The 24531-nt window shown below is 72.8% G+C and carries 18 protein-coding genes and 1 tRNA gene; 13 read left to right on the forward strand and 6 right to left on the reverse strand.

The window, feature by feature from the left end:
- Positions 1-99: 99 nt before the first annotated feature.
- From tmk to STSP_RS26065, 4 genes are all read left to right on the forward strand, one after another.
- Positions 100-3330 (forward strand): dTMP kinase, encoded by a 3231-nt coding sequence (tmk, locus tag STSP_RS26050; RefSeq protein WP_067282870.1) that lies wholly within the window; start codon positions 100-102, stop codon positions 3328-3330.
- Between the two features lie 97 nt (positions 3331-3427).
- Positions 3428-4633 (forward strand): DNA polymerase III subunit delta', encoded by a 1206-nt coding sequence (locus tag STSP_RS26055; protein WP_067282872.1) that lies wholly within the window; start codon positions 3428-3430, stop codon positions 4631-4633.
- A 231-nt stretch (positions 4634-4864) separates the two neighbouring features.
- On the forward strand, positions 4865-6430 hold the full coding sequence (locus STSP_RS26060; RefSeq protein WP_067282875.1) for an alpha/beta hydrolase: 1566 nt from the start codon (positions 4865-4867) through the stop codon (positions 6428-6430).
- 97 nt (positions 6431-6527) lie between these two features.
- Positions 6528-6604: transfer RNA gene (locus STSP_RS26065), tRNA-Thr, on the forward strand.
- A gap of 180 nt (positions 6605-6784) precedes the next feature.
- Here the strand turns inward: STSP_RS26065 and STSP_RS26070 are convergent.
- Positions 6785-7399: a TetR/AcrR family transcriptional regulator gene (locus STSP_RS26070; protein WP_067282877.1), complete on the reverse strand. Its 615-nt coding sequence runs from the start codon at positions 7397-7399 to the stop codon at positions 6785-6787.
- A gap of 199 nt (positions 7400-7598) precedes the next feature.
- On the opposite strand from STSP_RS26070, the gene STSP_RS26075 reads away from it, so the two are divergent.
- The 7 genes from STSP_RS26075 to STSP_RS26105 all read left to right on the forward strand — a co-directional run bounded on the left by STSP_RS26075 (position 7599) and on the right by STSP_RS26105 (position 16212).
- Positions 7599-9068, forward strand: a complete 1470-nt coding sequence (locus STSP_RS26075; protein WP_067282880.1) for an APC family permease — start codon at positions 7599-7601, stop codon at positions 9066-9068.
- A gap of 25 nt (positions 9069-9093) precedes the next feature.
- Positions 9094-10665, forward strand: a complete 1572-nt coding sequence (locus tag STSP_RS26080) for an amidohydrolase (protein WP_067282881.1) — start codon at positions 9094-9096, stop codon at positions 10663-10665.
- Between the two features lie 229 nt (positions 10666-10894).
- Positions 10895-11599: an urease subunit gamma gene (ureA, locus tag STSP_RS26085; protein WP_067282882.1), complete on the forward strand. Its 705-nt coding sequence runs from the start codon at positions 10895-10897 to the stop codon at positions 11597-11599.
- A complete protein-coding gene (locus STSP_RS26090; protein ID WP_067282885.1) occupies positions 11596-13305 on the forward strand; it encodes an urease subunit alpha in 1710 nt (569 codons plus the stop codon). The genes ureA and STSP_RS26090 overlap by 4 nt, the downstream gene beginning before the upstream one ends.
- A gap of 9 nt (positions 13306-13314) precedes the next feature.
- Positions 13315-14394 (forward strand): agmatine deiminase family protein, encoded by a 1080-nt coding sequence (locus STSP_RS26095; RefSeq protein ID WP_067282887.1) that lies wholly within the window; start codon positions 13315-13317, stop codon positions 14392-14394.
- Positions 14395-14863: 469 nt separating this feature from the next.
- Complete coding sequence (locus STSP_RS26100) at positions 14864-15142, forward strand: hypothetical protein (RefSeq protein WP_232789795.1); 279 nt, start codon at positions 14864-14866, stop codon at positions 15140-15142.
- A 332-nt stretch (positions 15143-15474) separates the two neighbouring features.
- Positions 15475-16212, forward strand: coding sequence for a D-Ala-D-Ala carboxypeptidase family metallohydrolase (locus STSP_RS26105; RefSeq protein WP_232789796.1), 738 nt, complete (start codon positions 15475-15477; stop codon positions 16210-16212).
- Positions 16213-16274: 62 nt separating this feature from the next.
- Here STSP_RS26105 and STSP_RS26110 read toward each other — a convergent pair whose 3' ends face one another.
- Both STSP_RS26110 and STSP_RS26115 read right to left on the reverse strand, forming a co-directional pair.
- Entirely contained in the window at positions 16275-18773 is a 2499-nt protein-coding gene (locus STSP_RS26110) for a SpoIIE family protein phosphatase (RefSeq protein WP_067282895.1), read from the reverse strand.
- 129 nt (positions 18774-18902) lie between these two features.
- Positions 18903-20627, reverse strand: a complete 1725-nt coding sequence (locus tag STSP_RS26115) for a bifunctional 3'-5' exonuclease/DNA polymerase (protein ID WP_067282897.1) — start codon at positions 20625-20627, stop codon at positions 18903-18905.
- A gap of 124 nt (positions 20628-20751) precedes the next feature.
- Here STSP_RS26115 and STSP_RS37515 point away from each other — a divergent pair, with 124 nt between their 5' ends.
- Positions 20752-23094, forward strand: coding sequence for an FUSC family protein (locus STSP_RS37515; RefSeq protein WP_078067519.1), 2343 nt, complete (start codon positions 20752-20754; stop codon positions 23092-23094).
- Positions 23095-23107: 13 nt separating this feature from the next.
- Here the strand turns inward: STSP_RS37515 and STSP_RS26125 are convergent, their stop codons facing one another.
- From STSP_RS26125 to rpmB, 3 genes are all read right to left on the reverse strand, one after another.
- Positions 23108-23575, reverse strand: a complete 468-nt coding sequence (locus tag STSP_RS26125) for a hypothetical protein (protein WP_232789797.1) — start codon at positions 23573-23575, stop codon at positions 23108-23110.
- Between the two features lie 183 nt (positions 23576-23758).
- Positions 23759-24064 carry a 30S ribosomal protein S14 gene (gene rpsN / locus STSP_RS26130; protein ID WP_067282902.1) on the reverse strand — a complete coding sequence of 102 codons (306 nt, stop codon included), beginning with the start codon at positions 24062-24064 and terminating at the stop codon, positions 23759-23761.
- Positions 24064-24300, reverse strand: coding sequence for a 50S ribosomal protein L28 (gene rpmB, locus STSP_RS26135; protein ID WP_067282906.1), 237 nt, complete (start codon positions 24298-24300; stop codon positions 24064-24066). The genes rpsN and rpmB overlap by 1 nt, the downstream gene beginning before the upstream one ends.
- Before the next feature lie 62 nt (positions 24301-24362).
- Here rpmB and rpmG point away from each other — a divergent pair, with 62 nt between their 5' ends.
- Positions 24363-24527, forward strand: coding sequence for a 50S ribosomal protein L33 (gene rpmG, locus STSP_RS26140; protein ID WP_003999141.1), 165 nt, complete (start codon positions 24363-24365; stop codon positions 24525-24527).
- Positions 24528-24531: the final 4 nt, after the last annotated feature.

The following is a 24531-nucleotide window of genomic DNA, read 5'->3' on the forward strand; positions in this document are numbered from 1 at the left end:
TCCGGGCTGACCTGCGACGCCCCGGCGCCACCCGGCGCCGGGGCGCCCAACTGTTCGGGTGCCCTCCGGGGAGTACCCGCCTCCGGATACCCTTGCAGGATGACGCGAGCCGAGCAGCCACCGGCCCAGAATCCGGCCCCTGACGACGCCCTGGTCGCAGATTCCCGAGAGCGCGCCGTCCGCGCCCTGTTGCGCGGGCCCCAGCTGAAGCGGTTGTGGAGCGCACAGCTCGTGGGCGGGGTGGGAGACGCACTCGCGCTTCTCGTCCTCGTCCTGCTGACCCTCCAGGCGGCGATCTCCGAGGGGTCCTTCGGTGGCGGCTACCGCGGGGTGGCGACCGCCGTCGCCACCGTCTTCGCGGCGCGGATCCTCGCGACGCTGCTGTTCGGCGCGGTCCTGCTCGGTCCGCTCACCTCTCTCACGTCCCCGGGCGGCCCCCTGGACCGCCGCTGGACCATGGTCGGCTCGGACGGCGTGCGCGCCGCGCTGCTGATCGTCGCCCCGCTGTGGATCGACTGGACCCCGGACAATGCCCTCGCGCTCCTGCTCGTCACGGCCTTCGTGACGGGCGTCGCCGAACGCTTCTGGACGGTGTGCCGGGAGAGCGCGGCGCCCGCGCTGCTGCCCCCGCCGCCGCTCGAGGGCGCCGCGGTGCGGCCGCTGCCGGACCACATGGACGCGCTGCGGCGGCTGTCGCTGCGTACCGGTTTCGTGGCGCTGCCGATCGCCGCGGTCGGGCTGGTCGTGGTGACGCTCATCGGCAATCTGCTGGGTGCGGGCGTCGCCTGGTTCGGGCAGCATCAGGCCGCCCTCGCCTCGTATGTGGCAGCGGGCCTGTTCGCCGCGTCGCTGTCCGTCCTGTACTTCCTGGAACTGCCGGACGCGCAGACGCCACGCGCGCGTTCCCCGCTCGAGGGTCTGCGCCGCCCCAAGACGGGCTCCGGCGTGGAAAAGGGGCGTACGAACGCGATTCCGCTGCTGGTGCTGGCCTGTGCCGCGGTCGCCACGGCCCTCGCGGCCGCGGTCGCCGTGGCGGTTCTGCACGCCAAGGACCTGGGCGGCGGGCCGGTGCTGTACGGGCTGCTGGTGCTCGCGCTGACCGGCGGCACCGTCGTGGGCATCCGGACGGCGCCGTCCGTCCTGCCGTCGTTGTCGCGCCGCCGGCTGCTGGCGCTCGCCGTGGCGCTCACCGGCCTGGCGCTGCTCGCCGCGGGTCTCGTACCGGATGTGACGAGCGTGCTGCTGATCGCGGCGCTCGCCGGCGCCGCCGCCGGTGTCGCCGCGAACACCGGGCACACGCTGCTCGACCAGGAGACCGAGGAGTACCGGCGGGCGCGTACGACCGAGCATCTGCACGCGGTCGTACGGGTGTCCGTCGCGCTCGGCGCCGTGGCCGCGCCGGTGCTGGCGGGCGCGATCGGGCCGTACCGGCTGGCCAGCGGCAAGTTCGTGTTCGCGCACGGCGGCGCGGCGTTCACGCTGATGCTCGTCGGGGCGCTGCTGCTGCCGGTGGCCGCGCTGGTGCTGGCGAAGACCGACGACCGGTCCGGGGTGCCGCTGCGGCGCGACCTGCGGGATGCGTTCCGTGGCGGGGATCCCGCCCAGGCGCCCGCCGCCTCCGGTTTCTTCATCGCTCTGGAGGGCGGTGACGGCGCGGGGAAGTCCACGCAGGCCGAGGTGCTGGCGGAGTGGATCCGCGCGAAGGGCCACGAGGTCGTGGTCACGCGCGAGCCCGGCGCGACGCCGGTCGGCAAGCGGCTGCGGTCGATCCTCCTCGACGTGTCGTCCGCGGGTCTGTCGCACCGGGCGGAGGCCCTGCTGTACGCGGCCGACCGCGCGGAACACGTCGACACGGTCGTGAGGCCCGCTCTGGAGCGCGGCGCCGTCGTCATCTCCGACCGCTACATCGACTCGTCGGTGGCGTACCAGGGCGCGGGCCGGGATCTGTCGCCGACCGAGATCGCCCGGATCTCGCGGTGGGCGACGGACGGGCTCGTCCCGCATCTGACCGTCCTCCTGGACGTCTCGCCGGAGGCGGCGCGGGAGCGGTTCACGGAGGCGCCGGACCGGCTCGAGTCGGAGCCCGCGGAGTTCCACGCGCGCGTGCGGGCCGGTTTCCTGACGCTCGCGGCCGCCGACCCGGGCCGTTACCTGGTCGTCGACGCAGCTCAGGAGCCGGAGGCGGTGACGACCGTGATCCGACACCGGCTCGACGTGATGCTGCCGCTCTCCGCCGCCGAGGTGAAGGCTCAGGAGGAGGCGCGCAAGGCCGCCGAGGAGGAGGCGCGACGGAAGGCCGAGGAGGAGGCCGCGCGCAAGGCGGAGGAGGAGCGCCTGGAGCGCGAGCGCCAGGAGCAGCTGGCGAAGCTCCGTGCCGAGGAAGAGGAGCGCAAGCGGCGCGAGATCGAGGAGGCCCAGCGCCGCGAGGCCGAACGCCAGGCGGAGGAGGCCCGGCAACGCGCCGAGGAGGCCCGCCGCCTCGCGGAGGAGGAGCGCGCCCGGCGGGAGGCCGAGGAGCAGGCACGGGCCGCCGAGCAGGAGCGGCTGCGCCGGCAGAAGGAGGAAGAGGCCCGGCTGCGCGCCGAGGCCGAGGAACGGCGTCGGGAGAAGCAGCGCAAGGCGGAGGAGGCGCTGCTGCGGGCGGAGGAGGCCCGGAGGCTCGCGGCGGAGGCCGCTGCGGCCTCGGCAGCGGCGTCCGCGGCGCAGACGGCCGGTACGGCCCCGGGACGGTCCGGCGTGTCGCCGGACAACGAGCGGACGGTGCCCACGCCGATCGTCACGCCGGCCGACGCCTCGGGCGGACCGGCGGACGAGACCACGGTGCTGCCGCCGGTGCAGGAGCCCGGTGCGGCGGACGAGACGGCGGTGCTGCCGCCGGTGCAGGAGCCGGGCGCGGCCGACGAGACGGCCGTGCTGCCGCCCGTGCAGCACGGTGGCGCGGCCGCCGGCCCGGACGCGGAGGAGACGACGGTGCTGCCGCAGCCGCCCGCGGCTCCCGCCGAGCCCGCGGGCGCGGCGGACGAAACGGCCGTTCTGCCTCCCGTACGCGATGCCCGGCCGGGCGATGATCCCGCCGACCGGGTGCCGCCGGGCTTCTTCCGCGACGAACGCCCGGCCGGCCCGCAGCCGGACGGTTCGAACGAGAGGACGCACGAGCTGCCCCGCGTCGACGCCGAGGGCCGCCCGGGCCGCCCCCGGCCCGACTGGGCCGAGGAGACCCCTCTGGACGACCTCCCGACCCTGGCGGACGAACTGCTGGGGCCGCACGAGGACCACCACGACGGGGACGACGGCGGGCGCTGGGGCGGGGGCGGCCGGGGGCGTCGCTGAGGGGCGGTACGGCTCCCGGTCCGCCTGACCGTCACTGTCAGTGGGCGGCCCCACAATGGACCGGACAAGCCGAAGTGCGACGAAAGGCGGTGGACCCATGAGCGTGTGGGACGACCTGGTCGGCCAGGAGAAGGTGAGCGCCCAGCTCGCTGCCGCCGCCCGCGACGCCGACGCCCTGGTGACCGCCGCCGCATCGGACGCCTCGCTGCCGGAGGCGTCGAAGATGACGCACGCGTGGCTGTTCACGGGCCCGCCCGGCTCCGGCCGCTCCACGGCCGCGCGCGCCTTCGCGGCCGCTCTCCAGTGCGTCAGCCCCGACCGCGCGCTCGGCGGCGCCCCCGGCTGCGGCTTCTGCGACGGCTGCCACACGGCGCTGGTGGGCACCCATGCGGACGTCGAGATCGTCCGCACCGACCTCCTCTCGATCGGCGTCAAGGAGACCCGCGATCTCGTACGCCGGTCCCAGCTGTCGCCCGCAGGCGGCCGCTGGCAGGCCATCGTGCTCGAGGACGCCGACCGCCTCACGGAGGGCGCGGGCAACGTCCTGCTGAAGGCCGTGGAGGAGCCCGCGCCCCGCACGGTCTGGCTGCTGTGCGCACCGTCCCTCGAAGACGTCCTGCCCACCATCCGCTCGCGCTGCCGCCACCTCACGCTCCGTACGCCGCCGGTGGACGCGGTGGCGGACGTGCTCGTACGACGCGACGGCATCGAGCCGGATGTCGCGGCCGCCGCGGCCCGCGCCACGCAGGGGCACATCGGCCGCGCCCGGCGCCTCGCCACGGACGAGCGCGCGCGGGAGCGCCGCGCCGCCGTGCTGAAGCTGCCGCTCCGTGTCGGCGACATAGGCGGGTGCCTGAAGGCCGCGCAGGAGCTGATCGACGCCGCGGCGGAGGACGCCAAGCAGGTCGCCGAGGAGGTCGACGCGAAGGAGACCGAGGATCTGAAGGCGGCACTGGGCGCGGCTCAGGGCGGCCGGATGCCGCGTGGCACCGCGGGCGTGATGAAGGAGCTCGAGGACAGGCAGAAGCGCCGCCGGACCCGCACCCAGCGCGACAGCCTGGACCTGGCCCTGGTCGACCTGACGGGTTTCTACCGCGATGTGCTCGCCCTACAGTTCGGCTCCCGTCTCGCCGTCGCCAACACGGAGGTGCAGGACGCGCTGGAGCGCATAGCCCGCAGCACCTCGCCCGAGTCGACATTGCGCCGCATCGAGGCGATCGCCGCATGCCGGGAGGCCCTCGACAGCAATGTCGCACCGCTGCTGGCCGTGGAGGCGATGACGGTCGCCCTGCGGGCGGGGTGACCGTCACCGGCCGCCGGACCAGGGCAGGTAAGACTTTGCGACGGACGGGGCGAGACCCCGCGACGGACGGGGCGAGACCCCGCGACGGACGGGGCGACTTGCACATCCCGCCCTGTCCCGCCGTACGTGATCCGCCCTGTCCCGACGCCATACGTGATCGCCGCTCGACTCGCACAAGTCCGTGACGCTATGCAACGCGTTCATCGCACTGCGTACGGTTAGGCTCGCGTGATGAACACCACGCGTCACATCAAGGCAAGCGGGCTCCGGGCGGCTGGCGCCCTCCTCCTCGCCGCCGGGCTGCTCGCCACCGGCTGCTCGACGGGCGGTTCGACGACCGATGCCGCGCTCTCAGCGCTGCCCAGGTCCACGCCGGAGAATCTCTCGGCGTACTACGGCCAGAAGCTGCGCTGGCGTGACTGCGGTGCCCCCGGATTCGAGTGCTCCACTTTGAAGGTCCCGCTCGACTACGAGAAGCCGGACTCCGGCGACATCAAGCTGGCCGTCGCCCGCAAGAAGGCCACGGGCCCCGGCAAACGCCTCGGCTCCCTGCTGGTCAACCCCGGCGGGCCGGGCGGCTCGGCGGTCGGCTACCTCCAGTCGTACGCGGCCCTCGCATATCCGGCCGAGGTGCGCGCGCGGTACGACATGGTGGCCGTCGACCCGCGCGGCGTGGCGCGCAGCGAGCCCGTCGAGTGCCTCGACGGCTGGCAGATGGACGCGTACACGCAGACCGACATCACGCCGGACGACCAGCGCGAGACCGACGCGCTCGCCGCCGCGTTCAAGAAGTTCGCGAACGGCTGCGAGAGCCGGTCGGGCGCGGTCCTGCCGCATGTCTCCACGGTCGAGGCGGCCCGCGACATGGACGTCCTGCGCGCCGTGCTGGGTGACGAGAAGCTGACGTATGTCGGCGCCTCGTACGGAACATTCCTGGGCGCCACGTACGCGGGGCTGTACCCCGAGCGGGTCGGCCGCCTGGTGCTGGACGGCGCGATGGACCCGTCGCTGGCCGCCCGCCGGCTGAACGAGGAGCAGACCGCCGGATTCGAGACCGCGTTCCGCGCCTTCGCCGAGGACTGCGTGAAGCGTACGGACTGCCCCCTCGGCGGCCCGGGCACCACGGCCGAGGCCGCGGGCAAGAACCTCGATGCCTTCTTCCAGCAGCTGGACGCCGTACCCGTCGCCGCCGGCTCCTCGGACGGACGCAAGCTCACCGAGTCGCTGGGGACCTTCGGTGTGATCGCGGCGATGTACGACGAGGCGTCGTGGTCCCAGCTGCGCGAGGCCCTCACCGCGGCGATGAAGAAGAAGGACGGCGCGGGCCTGCTGGCACTCGCGGACAGCTACTACGAGCGCGGCGAGAAGGGCACGTACACGAACCTGATGTTCGCCAACGCCGCCGTGAACTGTCTCGACCTGCCGCCGGCCTTCACCTCGCCCGAGCAGGTGGAGCAGTCGCTCCCGGCTTTCGAGAAGGCGTCCCCCGTCTTCGGCAAGGCACTCGCCTGGTCGTCGCTGAACTGCGCGTACTGGCCGGTGCGGCCCACGGGAAGGACGCACCGCATCGAGGCGAACGGCGCGGCCCCCATCGTCGTCGTCGGCACCACCCGTGACCCGGCCACCCCCTACCACTGGGCCAAGGCCCTGGCCGGCCAGCTCTCCTCCGGCCGGCTCCTGACGTACGAGGGCGACGGCCACACGGCGTACGGCCGCGGCAGCACGTGCATCGACTCCGCGATCAACCGCTATCTGATCGACGGGATCGCTCCGGAGGACGGAAAGCGCTGCTCGTAGCCGCGGACGGACCGGTGGATTCCGGGGGTGTGCGGAGCACCCCCGGAAACTGTGTAGACTTGGCGGCGCCGCTGATCGCACCATAGTGATCGCGCAAGCCGCCTTAGCTCAGATGGCCAGAGCAACGCACTCGTAATGCGTAGGTCTCGGGTTCGAATCCCGAAGGCGGCTCCACCAAAGCCCCAGCTCAGACCCTTCTGAGCTGGGGTTTTTCGTTCAGCGAATGCGGCGGCGACGGCCGCGGCTGTCGGCGGTCTCAGTTCTGGTCTCAGTCGAGGGTTCCTGCCGGGGGATGAAGGCGTCTCCCATGCGGCGCATCGCGTCCCTCGAGAGGTGTGATCTTCGATTCGCGCACTACTGGGTCCCATCCGCCTGTAGGGCTCGTGCGTGGTTCATGAAGCCGGCCAGTCCCACCTCGAACGCCCGGTCCGCCCGGCCCTCGCCCACTGCGGCGAGGGCCTGGGCGAGATGGGGCGTGGGAATCTGCTCCGTGAGTTCCCACATCGTCTCGGGCGCGGCGAGGTCGAGGGCCGACCCCAGGACCAGGTTCTCCAGGGCGATGATCAGCGGCATCACGTCGGCAGGGACAAAGCCGGCCTCCAGCAGCAGGGTCACTGCCCGCTCGTACTGTTCCAGCACCCGGGGCGCTCGTACGGGTGACGTCATCAGCAGCGGGATCGCCTTCGGGTGCGCGGCGAACGCGGCACGGTACGAGCGCGCCCAGGCCGCGAGCGCGGCGTCCCACGGCGATAGATCCAGGGTTGCCGGTTCGATCGCGGACACGATCCGCTCGCGCAGCAGTTCCACGATGCCGTCCCGGCCGTCCACATGGTGATAGACCGAGCCGGTCTGCGCGCCGAGCCGCCTGGCAATCTGCGGCACGCTGAAGTCGCCCTGCTCATCGATCAGTTGCAGCGCCGTGGTGGTGATGCGCTCACGGTCGAGGAGCGGTGTGCGCGGCCGTCCCATGGTCAGCGTTCTCCCTGAGGGTCTTCCCGAATGCCCAACGGAAGGTTACATTGCGGAAACCGAAAGCCTTTAGGTTTGTGGGGTTCCCGGGGCACGTCATCCGTAGTGCGCCGGGATAGCCGGCGCGATCCTGCACGCCCGAACCCCGGCCCCCGCACGCCGGGACCCCTTCCCGTCCGCCGCTCGAAGGGCTTCCTTCATGTCCGTGACCACCCCTGAGGTTCCTCAGGAGGGAGCGCCGTCCGCCACGGCCACCCTCCGCTCCGGCTCTCTGGGCACTGCCGACATCGCCTTCTTCGTCGTCTCCGCCGCCGCGCCGCTGACCGTCATGGCCGGCGTCGCCCCACTCGCGATCTCGCTCGGTGGCATCGGCGCTCCCGTCGGCTACCTCCTGGCCGGCATCACGCTCGCCGTTTTCGCCGTCGGTTTCACCACGATGAGCCGGCACATCAGGAGCGGCGGCGCCTTCTACGCCTTCATCACCCGTGGCCTGGGCCGCCCCGTCGGCATCGGCGCCGCCCTACTCGCCCTCGTCGGCTACACCGGCATGGAGATCGGCGTCTACGGCCTCCTCGCCACTGCCACCCAGGACACCGTGCAGGCCCTGTTCGGCGCCGACGTCCCCTGGCTGCCGATCTCCCTCGCCGGCCTGCTGCTCATCGGCTACGGCGGCTACCGCTCCATCGACTTCGGCGCCAAAGTGCTGGGTGTCCTGCTCGTCGCCGAGACCGGGATACTCGTGCTGCTCGCAGGCGGCGTGCTGGTCAGGGGCGGCGCGCACGGCCTGTCCGCCGCCTCTCTCGCCCCCGCCCACGTCCTCGTCCCCGGCACAGCGGCCGTCCTCGCCTTCGCCTTCGCCGCGTTCACCGGCTTCGAGTCGACCGTCATCTATCGCCGGGAGGCCCGCGCGCCGGAGCGCACGGTTCCGCGCGCGACCTACCTCGCCGTCGGCTTCCTCGGGCTCTTCTACGCGTTCATTGTGTGGGTGGTGATCCAGGCCTTCGGCAACGAGGAGGTCGTGCGGGCGGCCGGAGAGGACCCGAGCGGCCTGTTCTTCACTGCGATCACCGTCTACGTCGGCGGCTGGGCGGCCGACCTCATGCACGTCTTGATCGTCACCAGCGTCATCGCCTCCCTTCTCGCCTTCCACAACGCCATCAACCGCTACGCCCTGGCCCTCGCCGAAGAAGGCGTGCTGCCCCGGCAGCTGGGCCGGATCCACTCGCGCCATGGCTCCCCGTACGTCGCCGGAATCGCCCAGACCGTCCTCGGCGCAGTCGTTGTCCTCGGCTTCTGGGCGGCCGGCGCGGACCCGTACGGGCAGCTGCTGCTGTGGGTCAACACCCCAGGAATGCTCGGCCTGTTGCTGCTCCAGCTGCTTGCCGCGGTCGCCGTGCCCTGCTATTTCCGCCGCGTCCGCCACCAGGAGGGCGCCCTGCGCACCCTGGTCGCACCGATCACCGCCACCGTCCTGCTGGCCACGGCGATCGTCCTCGTTGTGAGCCACATCGACCTGTTCACCGGAGCATCCCCGACCGTGAACACCCTGCTGGTCGTCGTGGCGCCCGCCGTCTTCGCCGTCGGCCTCGCGCTCGCATGGTGGCTGCGCGTCAGACGACCTCAGCTGTACGCCGACTTCGCCGCCGAACCCGCCGAACCCGCCGAATGACCGTACGCACAAGGGAGTTCACCGCATGCCCACCGCCGACCTCATCATCACCGGCGCCCGGGTCCGCACCCTAGATCCCGGCAGCCCGCAGGCCACCGCCGTCGCCGTGCGCGACGGGGTGATCGCCGCGGTAGGCGACGAGGCCGACGTACGCGACTGGCGCGGCCCGGACACAGAAATCGTACGGCTGGACGGTGCGCACCTCGTGCCCGGCCTGGTGGACGCGCACAGCCACCCGGTGTGGGGCCTGGAGATGGCGACCGGCACGGACCTGTCCGGAGTGAGGGACCTGGCCGCCCTGCGCACCGCGCTCGCCACCGCCGAACGCATCGATGGCTGGGTGATCGGCTACGGCCTGGACCACAATGCCTTCGAGGGCAGGCCGATCAACCGCGACCTCGTCGAGGACGTACTCGGCGGAGCACCAGCCTTCCTGCGTCTGTACGACGGCCACTCCGCGCTCGCCAGCGACGCGGCGCTCGCCGTAGCCGGGGTGACCGGACCGCGGGCCTTCACCCAGCGCTCCCAGGTGGTGTGTGACGCCTCCGGGCGGCCCACCGGGCACCTCGTCGAGCACGCCGCAATGGACCTCGTGACGGACGTCATGCCCCGGCCGTCGTACGCCGCACGCCGGTCGCGTCTGCTGGAGCTGCTCTCCGCGATGGCGGCGACCGGGCTGACCGGGGCGCACGTGATGGACGGCGGGGATGTCGAACTCGTTGAGTCGGTGGCCCGGGAGACGGTGCTGCCGGTGCATCTGCGGTTCGCACCCTGGTGCATGCCCGGCGCCGATGCCGCCGCCCTGGAGGAGCTGATCAGGCTGCAAGGCACGGGCGGGCGGCACTGGCTGGTCGGCGGGGTCAAGTTCTTCATGGACGGCACCGTGGAGGGCGGCACGGCCTGGCTGGAGCACGCGGATTGCCACGGCCAGGGCACGCAGGCGTTCTGGCCGGATCCGGAGGCGTACACCGCCGCCGTACGCAAGCTCCACGCGGCCGGTGTACGGACGGCCACGCACGCTATCGGAGACGCGGCGGTGCGCCACGTCCTGGACGTCGTGGCGGGCCTCGGGCCGAGCGGCCGCGGGGCGCACCGGATCGAGCACATCGAGACGGCACCGGACGATCTGCTGCCCCGGTTCGCGCAGCTGGGGGTGGCGGCGTCCATGCAGCCGCCGCACACCGGCTACACCCGGGCCGACGGCACGGACGAATGGTCCCGGCGCCTGGGCACCACCCGCGCGGCCCACGCCTGGCGCCTGCGGGACCTGCGCGACGCGGGCGCAACGGTCGCCCTTGGCTCGGACTGGCCGATCGCCCACTACGACGCACGGGCGGTCCTGGCAACGGCCCGCAGCCCGAGGGGCGCAGCCTCGGGGCGGGCAGGACTGACGGGCCTGGAGGCGCTGGAAGGCTGCACCACCCATGCGGCCGGCGCCGCGGGGGAGGCCGACACCACAGGCCGCATCGCCCCGGGTTACCGGGCAGACCTCACCGCCTTGTCCGTGGACCCGGTGCAGGCACCCGCCGACGAGTTGGCAGACGCACCGGTACGCCTGACCGTGACCGGCGGCTATGTGGTCCACCGAGGCGACTGAGGCACGGCCCGCCCAAGTCGCGGGCACTGATCCGCCGCGACCCGCCATCGCCATGGGATCCCGCCAGAGCGGCCCGGCGGCGCCCGCCGTTCCCGCCCCACTCCGCGCCTCCCGCAGCGGCGTGATTCCGTCACCGGACCGACCCGTAGTTCTACAGAAAGCAGATCGTCGCCATGCACCACGGCAATACGAACGCCTCTTTCAGCACCCACCAGTGGCCGGAGGAACTGTGCGGCTGACTCCCACCGAGCGCGACCGACTGCTGCTGTTCGGCGCTGCGGAGCTCGCGCGGGCCCGGCGGGCGCGCGGGCTGAAGCTGAACGTCCCCGAGGCGACCGCGCTGATCGCGGACACCGTCTGCGAGGCCGCCCGCGACGGTGCCCGGCTCGCGGAGGCCGTCGAGCGCGCCAGATCCGTGCTCAGCCCGGACGACGTGCTGCCGGGTGTCGCGGACGTCGTCACCGAGGTGCATGTCGAGGCGGTCTTCGACGACGGTTCGCGGCTCGCGGTCGTGAGCGACCCGATCGGCGGGAGTCTCGGTGAGCGGGCTCCGGGCGCGCTGCTGCCGGGACCCGAGCACGCCGAGCCCGAGGCGGCCGACCGGCTGACGGTCACCAACACCGCCACCGTGCCGGTCTCCGTCACCTCCCACTTCCACTTCTTCGAGGCCAACCCGCGGCTCGACTTCCCACGGGAAAGGGCTTACGGGATGCGGCTCGCCGTACCCGCCGGGTCGTCCGTGCGGTTCGGGCCGGGGGAGAGCCTCGAGGTCGGGCTGGTGCCCATCGGGGGCGACCGGGTCGCCATCGGGTTCGCCGGTCTGGTCGACGGGGCACTGGACGCGCCCGGCGCCCGCGAGGAGGCACTGCGCCGCGCCGCCGCCTGCGGCTACCTCGGCGTACCAGAAGCACCTGATCAGGAGGTCGAGCGATGAGCCGCCCAGGAGGCCACCCCGCAGAGGCCCGCCGCCTCAGCCCGTACGAGTACGCCGCCACCCACGGCCCGCGCGCGGGCGACCGGATCCGGCTGGGCGACTCTGGCCTGACGATCCGCGTCGAGTCCGACTCCCAGCGCTACGGCGACGAGTTCCTCGCCGGGTTCGGCAAGACCGCCCGGGACGGACTGCACCTCAAGGCGGCCGCCGTCCGCGAGACCTGTGACGTCGTCATCAGCAACGTCGTCGTGATCGACGCGGCGCTGGGGATCCGCAAGGCCTCCATCGGGATCAGGGAGGGCCGGATCTGCTCGATCGGGCGGGCCGGGAACCCCGACACCCTCGACGGCGTCGACGTCGTCGTCGGCACCGGCACCTCGATCGTGTCCGGCGAGGGGCTCATCGCGACCGCCGGAGCCATCGACACCCACGTCCACCTGCTGTCGCCGCGGATCATGGAAGCCTCGCTCGCCTCCGGCGTCACCACGATCATCGGGCAGGAGTTCGGGCCCGTGTGGGGCGTTGGGGTCAACTCGCCGTGGGCGCTGCGGCACGCGTTCAACGCCTTCGACGCCTGGCCGGTCAACATCGGGTTCCTGGGCCGCGGTTCGTCCTCGCACGAGGCGCCCCTGATCGAGGCGCTGGCCGAGGGCGGGGCGAGTGGCTTCAAGGTGCACGAGGACATGGGCGCCCACACGCGCGCCCTGGACACCGCCTTGCGTGTCGCCGAGGAACATGACGTCCAAGTGGCCCTGCACAGCGACGGGTTGAACGAATGCCTGTCGGTCGAGGACACCCTGCGCGTGCTGGAGGGCCGGACCATCCACGCCTTCCACATCGAGGGCTGCGGCGGCGGACACGTCCCGAACGTGCTGAAGATGGCCGGCGTCCCGAACGTCATCGGCTCTTCCACCAACCCCACCCTCCCCTTCGGCCGGGACGCCGTCGCCGAGCACTACGGCATGATCGTCTCCGTCCACGACCTCAAGACCGATCTGCCCGGCGACGCCGCCATGGCCCGCGACCGCATCCGCGCCGGGACCATGGGTGCCGAGGACGTGCTGCACGACCTGGGCGCGATCGGCATCACGTCGTCGGACGCGCAGGGGATGGGGCGGGCCGGCGAGACCGTCCGCCGTACGTTCGCGATGGCCGGGAAGATGAAGGCCGAGTTCGGCGCACCCGAGGACCACGACAACGAGCGCGTCCTGCGCTACATGGCCAAGCTGACGATCAACCCGGCCATCGCGCACGGCCTCGCCCACGAGGTCGGGTCGATCGAGGTCGGTAAGCTCGCCGACATCGTGCTGTGGCGGCCGGAGTACTTCGGCGCCAAGCCGCAGCTGGTGCTCAAGGCCGGCTTCCCGGCGTACGGCGTGGTCGGTGACCCCAATGCCGCGACCGACACCTGCGAACCCCTTGTCCTCGGCCCGCAGTTCGGGGCCCACGGCGCCACGCCCGCCGACATCTCGGTCGCCTTCGTCGCCCAGGCGGCCGTCGACCAGGGCAACGACTCGATGCCGACCCGGCGCCGCAGGGTCGCCGTACGGGGCACGCGCGGCATCGGGCCGGCTGACCTGCGCCTCAACTCCCGTACCGGAGCGGTCGATGTGGACCAGCGTACGGGGCTGGTCACGCTCGACGGAGAGCCGCTGCGCTCCGAACCGGCCGATTCCGTCTCCCTCAACCGCCTCTACTTCCTCTGAGGATCCCTCATGTCTGCTGCCGCCGACGGCTTCCGCATGCCCGCCGAGTGGACCCCGCACGAGCGCACCTGGATGGCGTGGCCGGGCCCGAACCCGACCTTCGACGACCCCGAGGACCTCGCCGCCGCGCGCATCGCCTGGGCCTCGGTCGCCCGCGCGGTGCGCCGCTTCGAGCCGGTGACGGTGGTGTGCGGCCCCGGACAGTCGGCCGAGGCGCGCGCTCTGCTCGGGCACGGCATCGACACGGTCGAGCGGGACCTCGACGACGCCTGGATGCGCGACATCGGGCCCACGTTCCTCACCAACGACGCCGGTGAACTCGCCGCCGTGGACTGGACGTTCAACGGCTGGGGTGCCCAGCACTGGGCGCGCTGGGAGCACGACGCGAAGATCGCCGTGTACGTCTCCGACCTTGCGGGCTCGGCGAAGACGTACACCTCGGAACTCGTCAACGAAGGCGGTGCCATCCACGTCGACGGCGAGGGCACGGTCCTGCTGACGGAGACGGTCCAGCTCGGGCCGGAACGCAACCCGCACTGGACCCGCGAGCAGGTGGAGGCAGAGATCCACGCCCACCTCGGCACCCGCAAGGCGATCTGGCTGCCGCGCGGCCTCACCGGCGACTATCCTCCCCCACTGCCCGAAAGGCGTGGGGGGACCCCCAACGGCTTCGGCACCCTCGGCCATGTGGACATCGTCGCCGCGTTCGCCCGTCCCGGTGTGGTCGTGGCCCATGTGCAGCCGGACCCGGCCCACCCCGACCACGAGGTGACCAAGGAGGTCATCGGCCTGCTGAAGGCGCAGACCGACGCGCGCGGCCGCCGTCTGGAGGTCGTCGAGGTGCCCGCCCCGACCGTCCTGGAGGCCGACGGCCACTGGGCCGACTACTCCTACATCAACCACTATCTCTGCAACGGCGGCGTCGTCCTGTGCGGCTTCGACGACCCCCGGGACGAGATCGCGGCCGTCATCTTCCGCCGGCTGTTCCCCGAGCGGACGGTGACCCTGGTCGACGCCCGTACGATCTTCGCGGGCGGCGGCGGCATCCACTGCATCACTCAGCAGCAGCCGAGGGCCGTGGTCAGGTAAACCCCGCCTCGCAGGAGATCGGCTGCTGCGGTGCGCCGGGGCGTGCGGCATGACCGCCCCGGGAGCCCGCCGCCGCACCCCCGCTCCGCCCCCGCGAGGACGCGCTCGCCGCCGCCATGGACATGATCACCGAGTGCGGTGATGGAGAAGCTCACCATGGCGGTGCTCGGCCGTGAGGTCGGCCCAGGCCCCGGCCCGAAGGGACGCCGAGGCCTTCGGGGGGGACGCCAGCCTGGCGCAGTACGAGGAGGTGGAAGCGCCGATTCGGCCAATCCCAAAAGGCGCCGCCAACGTACATCTAGTAGGGCCGTAACCAGGGGGACGCTTCAGGCTGCTGTTGCACGGGGCGACACCCGTAACCGCGCGACCGTGCCTCTCCTCCCTTGCGGCTGCGGCCATCCACCTCGTGCGCTCAGAGTCGCGCGGGGCGAATGGAGGGATAGGTGCATTCACCATGCGAGGACAACGCGTGAGGCGTCTCGTCGCGGTGTCCGCGGCCAGCCTTCTGATGGGCGGTGGCGCCGCGATCGGCTCGGCAGGTACGGCCGCAGCAGCAGCCCCTGCCGTGGATACCCAGGCGACCACCTACTGGTGCGGCTACCGCGGTGACTGGGGCGGGTGGCGCTGCTTGGACCACCGTTCTCACCACCGATTCGACCACCGATTTGATCACCGCTTCGACCATCGCTTCGATCACCGATTCGATCACCGCGTCGTCCACGGAGGCGTCGTGATCATCGTGCTTTAGCCGCCGTCCAGATCGTGCCGGGCTCGCTGACGCCGGCCAGAATGCGCCCCGCCAGCAGAGCCTCGCCAACGGCACCTGTGGGCCACGCCGGATCCGGGAAAGGACCTCCGCCAGGTGCGGGGGTCCGCGTCGGCCCCGTTCTGCTCGGCATCGACGGTGGCAGCCCACATGACGGGTGATGGCCCGCGGCCTCGCCGGTCCGGGCCGCCTCCCCGCGGGGTTGACGCGCGTCGACAACCCCGCCACTCTCTGCTCCGTACATCCTTCTCGGTGTACATCTCTCGGCACCCGTCTCACGTCGTTCCCCACATCCGTCCAGGTATGGAGGCCCCGTGCTCCGGCGTACCGCAAGACTTCTCGCGTCAATTGTCATGATCATGATCGGTGTAGTGGGCGGGACGGTGGCGACCACCGGCACCGCGCACGCGGACGGCTGCTACACCTGGTCCAGAACGCTCTCCGAGGGCACATCCGGTGCCGACGTCACGCAGCTGCAGATCCGCCTCGGCGGCTACGCCGGGTACGGCGGGGTGCTCGCGACCGACGGCGACTTCGGCCCGGCCACCAAGGCCGCCGTCACCCGCTTCCAGCAGGCGTACGGGCTGACCGCCGACGGCATCGCCGGTGCGCAGACCTTCAACAAGCTGTACGCCCTCCAGGACGACGACTGCACGCCCGTCCACTTCTCGTACAGCGAGCTGAACGACTGCAACAGCGACTGGTCCGGCGGTGCCGTCAGCGCCGCCACCGCCAAGTCCAACGCTCTGCGCACCATGTGGAAGCTGGAGGCGCTGCGGCACGCCCTCGGCGACCAGCCGATCACCGTCACCAGCGGCTTCCGCTCCTACGCCTGCAACAGCGCCGTGGGCGGCGCCTCCGACAGCCGCCACCTCTACGGCGACGCCGCCGACCTCGCCGCAGGACCGCACTCGCTGTGCACCCTCGCGCAGCGCGCCCGCTACCACGGCTTCCGCGGCATCCTCGGCCCCGGCTACCCCGGACACAACGACCACACCCACGTCGACCACCGGTCGAGCCAGTACTGGTCCGCGCCCAGCTGCGGCATCTGACCGCCGGACGCGAACCAAGCGGAACGCCAATCAAGGGGAAGGCCAATCAAGGGCAAGGCCCGTCAGACGGGCGCCGGCAGCGTCTGTTCCGCCCAGATCGTCTTGCCGCCGTGCGTCTGGCGGGTGCCCCACGCCTGGGTGAGCTGGGCCACCAGGAGCAGGCCTCGGCCGCCCTCGTCGTAGGTGCGTGCGCGGCGCAGATGGGGGCTGGTGGTGCTGGCGTCGGAGACCTCGCAGATGAGGGTGCGGTCGTGGATCAGCCGCAGCCGGATGGGCGGGGCGGCATACCGGATGGCGTTGGTGACCAGCTCGCTGACCACCAGCTCGGTGACGAACACCGCCTCGTCCAGTCCCCATTCGGCCAGCTGCCGGCAGGCGAGCTTACGGGCCTGGGCGACCGCGGCAGGGTCCGCCGGCACGTCCCAGGTGGCCACCTGGTCCGTGTCCAGGGCGCGGGTACGGGCGAGCAGCAGCGCCACGTCGTCGATGGGGCGGCCCGGGAGCAGGGAGTGGAGCACGGCGTCGCACGTGCTCTCCAGGGACGCGGCCGGATGGGCCAGCACCTCGCGCAGCGTGGCGATGCCCTCGTCGACGTCGCGGCCGCGGACCTCGATGAGACCGTCCGTGTACAGCGCCAGGAGGCTCCCTTCGGGAAGCTCCAGCTCGACGGCCTCGAAGGGCAGGCCGCCCAGGCCGAGCGGCGGTCCTGCGGGGATGTCGAGGAGCTCCACCCCGCCGTCGGGCGTCGCCAGCGCGGGCGCGGGATGGCCCGCCCGGGCCACGGCACAGCGGCGGGAGACCGGGTCGTAGACGGCGTACAGACAGGTCGCGCCGATCGCGCCGGCGTCCGCGGTGCTGTACGTCGAGCCGTCGCCGTCGCCGTCGTCGACGTACAGGCGGCTGACCAGGTCGTCCAGGTGGGTCAGCAGCTCGTCCGGCGGGAGATCGACGTCGGCGAGGGTGCGTACGGCGGTGCGCAGCCGTCCCATGGTGGCGGAGGCCTGGATGCCGTGGCCGACGACGTCGCCGACGACCAGGGCCACCCGGGCGCCGGACAGCGGGATCACATCGAACCAGTCCCCGCCGACGCCGCTCTGTCCGCTGGCCGGCAGATAGCGGGATGCGACGTCGACGGCGGCCTGCCGGGGCAGCCGCTGGGGCAGGAGGCTGCTCTGCAGGGTGAGGGACGTGCTGCGCTCGGTCGTGTAGCGGCGGGCGTTGTCGATGCACACGGCGGCCCTGGCGGTGATCTCCCCGGCCAGCAGCAGATCGTCCTCCACGAACGGCTCGGGGCGCCGGTGCCGGGAGAACGCGGCCACCCCGAGGGTGATGCCGCGGGCCTGCATCGGGACGGCCAGCACCGAGTGGAAGCCGTACCGTCTCACCCGCTCGGCCCGGTCCCCGTCCGCGCTCTCCCAGCGGGCCACGGCGGCGGCGGTCACCTGGCGGATCAGCGGCCGTCCTGCGGCCAGACACTCGGCCGCGGGCGACCCGTGCGGGTAGGCGGCCAGGGCTCCGGGCTCGATCACGGCCTCCGGGCATCCCGGCAGGACGGACTGGCAGGCGACGCGGCGGAGCGTGACGGTGCCGGACACCGGGCCGCTCCGCGGATCCTGGCTGCCTTCGATGGAGGGCAGCAGGTCGACCGTGGCGAAGTCCGCGAGTGCGGGGACGGCGACGTCGGCGAGCTCCTGCGCGGTGCGCGCGAGGTCCAGCGTGCTGCCGATGCGGACGCTGGCGTCGTTGAGGAGGGCCAGCCGCTGCCGGGCCAGATGCTGGTCGGTGACGTCGTGCGCCGAGAGCAGCACCCCTTGCAGCACTCCACCGGCGTCCCGCACGGGCACGAGGGACGTCGCCCAGACCGTCACGCGGTCATGGCCGGCCAGGCCCACGGAGACCTCGAGCTGCTGTTCCTCGCCGGTCTCCAGTGCCCGGCGCATGCATTCTTCGGTCAGTTCGGCCTGCGGGTCGGCCACGATCTCCGGCAGGCGCAGTCCGCGCATGGCGTCCTCGGACAGGCCCATCACGCGCTCCATGTCGGCGTTCGCCCGCCGGAGCCGCAGTCCGGTGTCGTAGAGGGCCAGCGTGCACGTGGACTGGGCGAACCCCCACATCACCAGGGCGTCGTCTCCCGAAGACCGTGAAGACCGTGACGGGCCGTCCGGCGCGTCGAGGGCGGACACCAGCGGGTCGAGCGCGGATACCAGGAACCACTCGCTGTCCGGGCCCTCCTGATTCCGGTTCAGCTTGCGGCGGTGTGCCAGCAGAGCCACGTCGATGCGGTGGCCGTCCCGGTGCCGCAGCGCCGCCGTACCGCTCCATCGCCGCAGCCCCGCCAGGTCCCTGGGCGTCCCCGCGGGCGGATCCTCCGCCAGCAACAGGGCCGCAGGCCGTCCGACGACCTCGGACGACTCGTATCCGAGCAGCCGCCGTGCGCCCTCGCTCCAGCCGGTCACGACGCCCTGCGCGTCCACCGTGACCCTGGCCGTGGCCGTCTCGTCGACGAGGTCCTCGCGCCATGCCGGTCTTCCGCCGCGCCCCGCGGTTCCCGATCCCGCCATGGCCCTCATCCCGCTTCCGCCCACGCCGCGCCCTCGGTCTCTCCACCATCGACCGCCCGGCCGGGCCGGGGCAACAGGCCGCCGAAAGTTGTGGCACGTGGCCCTCCGGGAAGTCCACCCGAGGGGCAGTCACTTCGCGTCCGCGTAGCACTCGACCACCGCCGTCGTGAACGGAAAGCGGACCGGTGTCTCGCCGAAGGCGATGCGGCCCGCCAGCTCAGCCGCCTCCCGTATCGCCTCCGTCACGGCCTCCGCCTCCTCCGCCGGGCAGTGCACGATCACCTCGTCGTGCTGGAAGAAGACCAGCTCGGCCGCCAGCCCTGCGCAGCTGCGGCGGAGCGCCGCGAGCATCAGCAGGGCCCAGTCGGCCGCGCTGCCCTGCACGACGAAGTTGCGGGCGAAGCGGCCCCGGGCGCGGGTGTTCGTGGACGCGTACCCGGGTGTGAAGTCCGGTTCCCCCGGGCGCCCCGACTCCCAGGTGCCCCCTGCGGCCTGCTCGTCGGGATCGTCCTGGGGGATGCCGGCCTCCTCCCCGGCGTCGGCCGAGCCCGCCGCCGGGGGACAGGTGCGGCCCAGCCACGTGCGGACGAGGCGGCCCTCCTCGCCCGCGCGGGCGGCCTCGTCGACGTACGCGACGGCCTTCGGGAAGCGGCGGCGCAGCGCGGCGAGGTTCTTCAGGCCGTCGCCGGACGTCTGGCCGTAGATCGCCCCCAGTACGGCGATCTTGGCCATGGCGCGGTCGCCGGAGAACGCCCGGTCCGACACCGCCTGGTAGAGGTCCGTCGCGCGGCCCGCGACCACCATCAGGCCGGGGTCCCGGGAAATCGCGGCCAGGACGCGCGGCTCCATCTGGTCGGCGTCGGCGACGACCAGCCGCCAGCCGGGGTCGGCGACCACCGCGCGCCGGATCACCTTGGGGATCTGCAGCGCTCCGCCGCCGTTGGTCACCCAGCGCCCCGTGACCGTCCCGCCCGGCAGGTACTCCGGCCGGAACCGGCCGTCCCGCACCCAGTCCTGCAGCCACGACCAGCCGTGGGCCACCCAGATCCGGTACAGCTTCTTGTACTCGATCAGGGGCTGCACGGCCGGGTGGTCGACGGACTCGAGCTCCCAGCGGCGCGTCGACCGCACCTTGATCCCGGCCTGCGCGAACGCCTTCACCACGTCCGCGGGCAGATCGGGGCGGACCCGCCGGCCGAAGGCCGCCGACACCTCGTCCGCCAGCTCCGCCAGCCGCCGGGGCTCCCCGCCGCCCGCGTAGCGCTCGCCGAGCAGTTCGTGCAGCACCTCGCGGTGCACGTCCGCCCGCCACGGCAGCCCGGCCTCGTTCATCTCCGCGGCGACCAGCATCCCGGCGGACTCGGCGGCCGTCAGCAGCCGCATCCGGTCCGGGTGCGCGGTCGCGTCATGGCGGCGCTGCTGGTCGGCGTACACCTCGATGAGCGCGTCCAGCGGTATGTCCTCCGCGGGCCGCGGCTCGAACAGAGGGGACGGCGAGCCGGGCGGCTCGGCGGCCCGCTGCGGGGGATCCGGCGGTACGGGACCGCCGCGCAGCCTGGCCCAGGCGGCCGCCGCCGAACGGGGCTCGCCGAGCCGGCCCTCGTGGCCGAGGAGCAGCGTCTCGGCGTCCTCGATGTCGTAGCACCGGTCCACGCGGACGCCCGCAGCGAGCAGACGGGGATAGATCTCGGCCGTCGACCGCCACACCCAGCGGGTGACGCCGGGACGCGAACGCACGGACTCGGCGAGATCGGGTTCCCGGCGCACGGGTCCGGCGGGCAGCCCGCCGGGCCCGAGGGCGGCGAGCTCTGCCCCGCCGTCCTCGGTCGCCGCCAGGACCCACCGTTCGGTCATGTCCGCGAGTCTTGCAGCAGGCACTGACAATTCCGCCGCCGTCCTCTGCGACCCCTCCGCACTCTCAGGACCCGCGGATGTCCTGAACCCGCGGATGTCCTAAACCCTCCCTTACGCTGACGGAATGAGCTGGCTCCGGGCGCTGACGGAGACCGCCCGTGCGGGACTGAAGATCGAGCGGACGCGTCTCGAACCCCTCGTCGCGCTCCGCGGCGCAGCCGGGCTCGCGATCGTGATCGCGCTGAGCGTGTGGGCCCTCGGCCCCGTCGCCGCCGTGAGCTCCGCGTTCGGCGCGTTCCAGGCGGCCATCGCCACGTTCCAGCGCAGTTGGCGCCCCCGCCCGGAACTGGCCCTCGCCTCCGGAACGAGCCTCGCCGTCACCACCTTCCTCGGCTACCTCACGATCTCCCAAGAGGCCCTGTTCCTGGCCCTGCTGGCCCTGTGGGCCTTCCTCGCCGGGCTGACCTGGGCCGCGGGCCCGACCATCGGCCTCATCGCCTCGTCGAACGTCGCGATGATGCTGGTCACCGTCACGCTGCCGACATCGGTCGCCCAGGCCGCGGGCCACGCCCTGATCATGGTCGTCGGAGGCATGGTGCAGGCGGCTCTGATCGTGCTCTTCCCGATACGGAGATGGGGCGCCCACCGCGACGCGCTCGCCGACGCGCTGGCCGGCGAGGCGGACTACGCCCGGCGGCTCCGCCACGACCCGGTCGCGCCGTTCGACCCGGAACCGCTGATGGAGGCCCGCAACGCGGCCGCCGTCACCCGCCGCCAGGCCCGCAGCCGCCCCGCCGAGCTGCACGGGACCCGCGGGCTCGCGGAACGTATCCGTCCGGTGCTCGCGTCCCTCGCCGATCCGGCGGTCGGCGTCCCCGAGGAGGGCCCCGAACGGGCCCGGGTACGTGACCTGCTCGCCGCCTCGGGCGCGATCCTGGACGCCGCGGCCCACGCCATCCGGCACGGCGAACCCGTCGACCTCCCGCCCACCGCGGCCGCCGCGTTCAGGACCCCGGACACGGCCGCCATCCTGACCGGCCCCGCCAAGCGCGCGGCCACCCGGCTGGCGGCTCTCCTGGAGGACGTGATCGAGACAGCGGGCGCATCGCGCACCCCTGTCTCTCTTACGGCGCCTCCCGACGCGGAGGCCGCCGCGCCCGCCGAGGCGACGCAGGCGGCCCCGGATCGGCAAGGCGCCACCGAAGGCACCGCCGCCGAAGACGCTCACCTTGCGCACCGTGCTCACCCCGACGGCAGCCACTCCGACACCCGCCCGATCGTCCTCGTCCGGCCCACGCTGCTCGGCCTCGTCCCGGAGGCCCTGAAGTCCGTACGGAAGGAGTTCCGCCGCGGCTCCCCGGTGCTGCGCCACGCGCTGCGCGTGACCGTCGTGGCCGGAGCCGGCTATGTGATCGGCGATGCCCTGCCCCTCGGCCACGGCTACTGGGCCCCTCTGACCTCCGTCATGATCATGCGCCCGGACTTCTCGCAGACATACTCCCGGGCGGTCGGCCGCCTCGCCGGCACCCTCGTCGGCGTCGCCGTGGCCACGGCGATCGTGCAGATCACCGACCTGGGACCGTATGTCTCGGGCGCACTCGCCGTCGTCTGCGCAGGCCTGATGTACCTGCTGATGCGCAGCGGCCAGGTCGCCGCGCAGGCGTGCGTCGCCGCGTACGTCGTCTTCCTGCTCGGCATGGGCGGCGAGGAGTGGACCCAGACGGTGCCCGAACGCGTCCTGCTGACCCTCATCGGCGGGTTCCTGGCGATGCTCTCGTACGCGGTCTATCCGGCCTGGGAGACCCCGCGGCTGCGCACGCGGCTCGCCGACTGGCTGCTGGAGAACGGCCGCTACGCCGCCGTGGTCGTCGGCCGCTACGCCGCCCCCGCGGGCCGCACGTCCCCGGACGTACGGGAGGCCCTGCTGGCCGCCCGCGACGCCCGTATCGCCTGGCAGCAGGCGTCGGCGCGAGCCAGGACCGAGCCGGTACGCCACCGCGGCCTGTCCCGCGCCGCGGCCGACGACGCCGAGGAGGCCCTGGCGCAGATGGCGCGGGTCGCGATGCTGATGGAGGCCCACCTCCCCGAGCGCGGCACGACACCCGTGCCCGCCGCCGCCCGCCTCGCCGAGGCGCTGCGCACGTCGACGGAGCAGGGCGCGAAGGCGGTACGCGAACGACGCGTACCCAAGTGGGACGCCGTCCGAGCCGCGCTCGACGAATGGGACGGCGAGGGCGTCCCCGACCGGGTCGTACGCAGGGGAGCGGGCCTGCTCCTGGAGACCCTCGACGAACTCTCCGACGCTCTCGACACGGCCGCGCCGCCCATGTCCCTGGACGGGACGAGCGCCAGGCGCGCGGGGACGGGGACGGAGACGGGAGCCGGGAGCGGGAGCGGGATCGCGCCGGCCGGCGGGCCCGGCAACGCGGACGGGCCGCGGAACCAAGAGGGTCCCACGGCCCGTTGAGGCTTCCGGTCTGTCAGGACGCCGGGAGCGACGCCGTCGGCGGTTCTGTCGGCAGCTTCCCGCCCTCGGCCTTCTGGTAGGTCTCCTCGCCGAGGCCCTCCCAGTCGACCTTCATCGTCGTGTCGCCGACCGACTCGACCATGCCCTCGCGGTCGTCGCCGCCCTTGCACGTGAGCGCGATCATCTGCATGCCCGCCTGCTCCTCGGCCGTGCCGTGGCACACGGTCCCGCCGGTCGCGAAGAGGCCCGCCTGCTTGCCGTTGATCACCAGTACGACGGCCTTGCCGTCGGTGGTGGCCAGCCAGCTCCCCTCCAGGCGTCCGCCGGCCGAGCCCGAGCCACTGCCGTTGCCGTCGCCGGAGTCCGACGACGCGGACGGCGAGGCGGACGCGGAAGAGCCGCTGTCCGAGCCCTTGTCCGTGCCGCTGCCGCCGTCGTCCCCTCCGCCGCTGCTGCAGCCGGTCAGAACGAGCGCTGCCACGACTCCGGCCGCGGCTGCGGCGACCCGCACCCGCGGCCACCCGAGCACGCTAGACGCGGCAGACGCGGCAGAGGCGACGGTGGTCACTGGTGTCCCCCTATGGCACTCGTACGGCAGTGATACGGCACTGGCTGGCGTGTCTCTCATCAGACCGCAGCAAGCTACCAGGCACCGCCGCAGCCGCTACCAGGACGACTTGCGTACTCCCGGCAGGAATCCGGCGTGCGCCTGCTGGCGCAGGTTCACCCGCGACAACCCGAAGGTGCGCGAGTATCCGCGCGGCCGCCCGTCGACACTGTCGCGGTTGCGCACCCGCGTCGCACTGGCGTCACGCGGCTGCCTGCGCAGTTCCTGCTGGGCGGCCAGGCGTTCGGCGTCGCTGCTGGACGGACGCCGGATGATCTCCTTCAGCTCGGCGCGGCGCGCGGCGTACCGGGCGACGATCTCCTGCCGCTTGGCGTTCTTCGCGATCTTGCTCTTCTTCGCCATCAGACCTTCACCCCACGGGCGCGAATCCGGGCCACGGCGGCCTCGATGCCGATCGTGTCGACGGTCTTGATTCCCTTCGCGCTGAGCCGCAGCCGCACGTACCGGCCTTCGCTCGGCAGCCAGTAGCGCTTGCGCTGGACGTTGGGGTCGAAGCGGCGGGACGTGCGCCGGTGCGAGTGGGAGATGTTGTTGCCGAATCCGGGCTGGGCGCCGGTCAGCATGCAGTGGGCCGACATGGGCCGTGCACCTCTCTCTGCGTCTCGTTTGGAAATGGGATTCGTTTTCATATACTAGCCGCATGGCCCGCAACGAACTCCGCCCCGTCATCAAGCTCCGGTCCACGGCGGGGACCGGATACACCTACGTCACCCGCAAGAACCGCCGTAACGACCCGGACCGCATGACCCTGCGCAAGTACGACCCGGTCGTCGGCCGGCACGTCGACTTCCGCGAAGAGCGCTGAACGG

The organism is Streptomyces jeddahensis (genome assembly GCF_001642995.1).
Lineage (GTDB): Bacteria > Actinomycetota > Actinomycetes > Streptomycetales > Streptomycetaceae > Streptomyces > Streptomyces jeddahensis.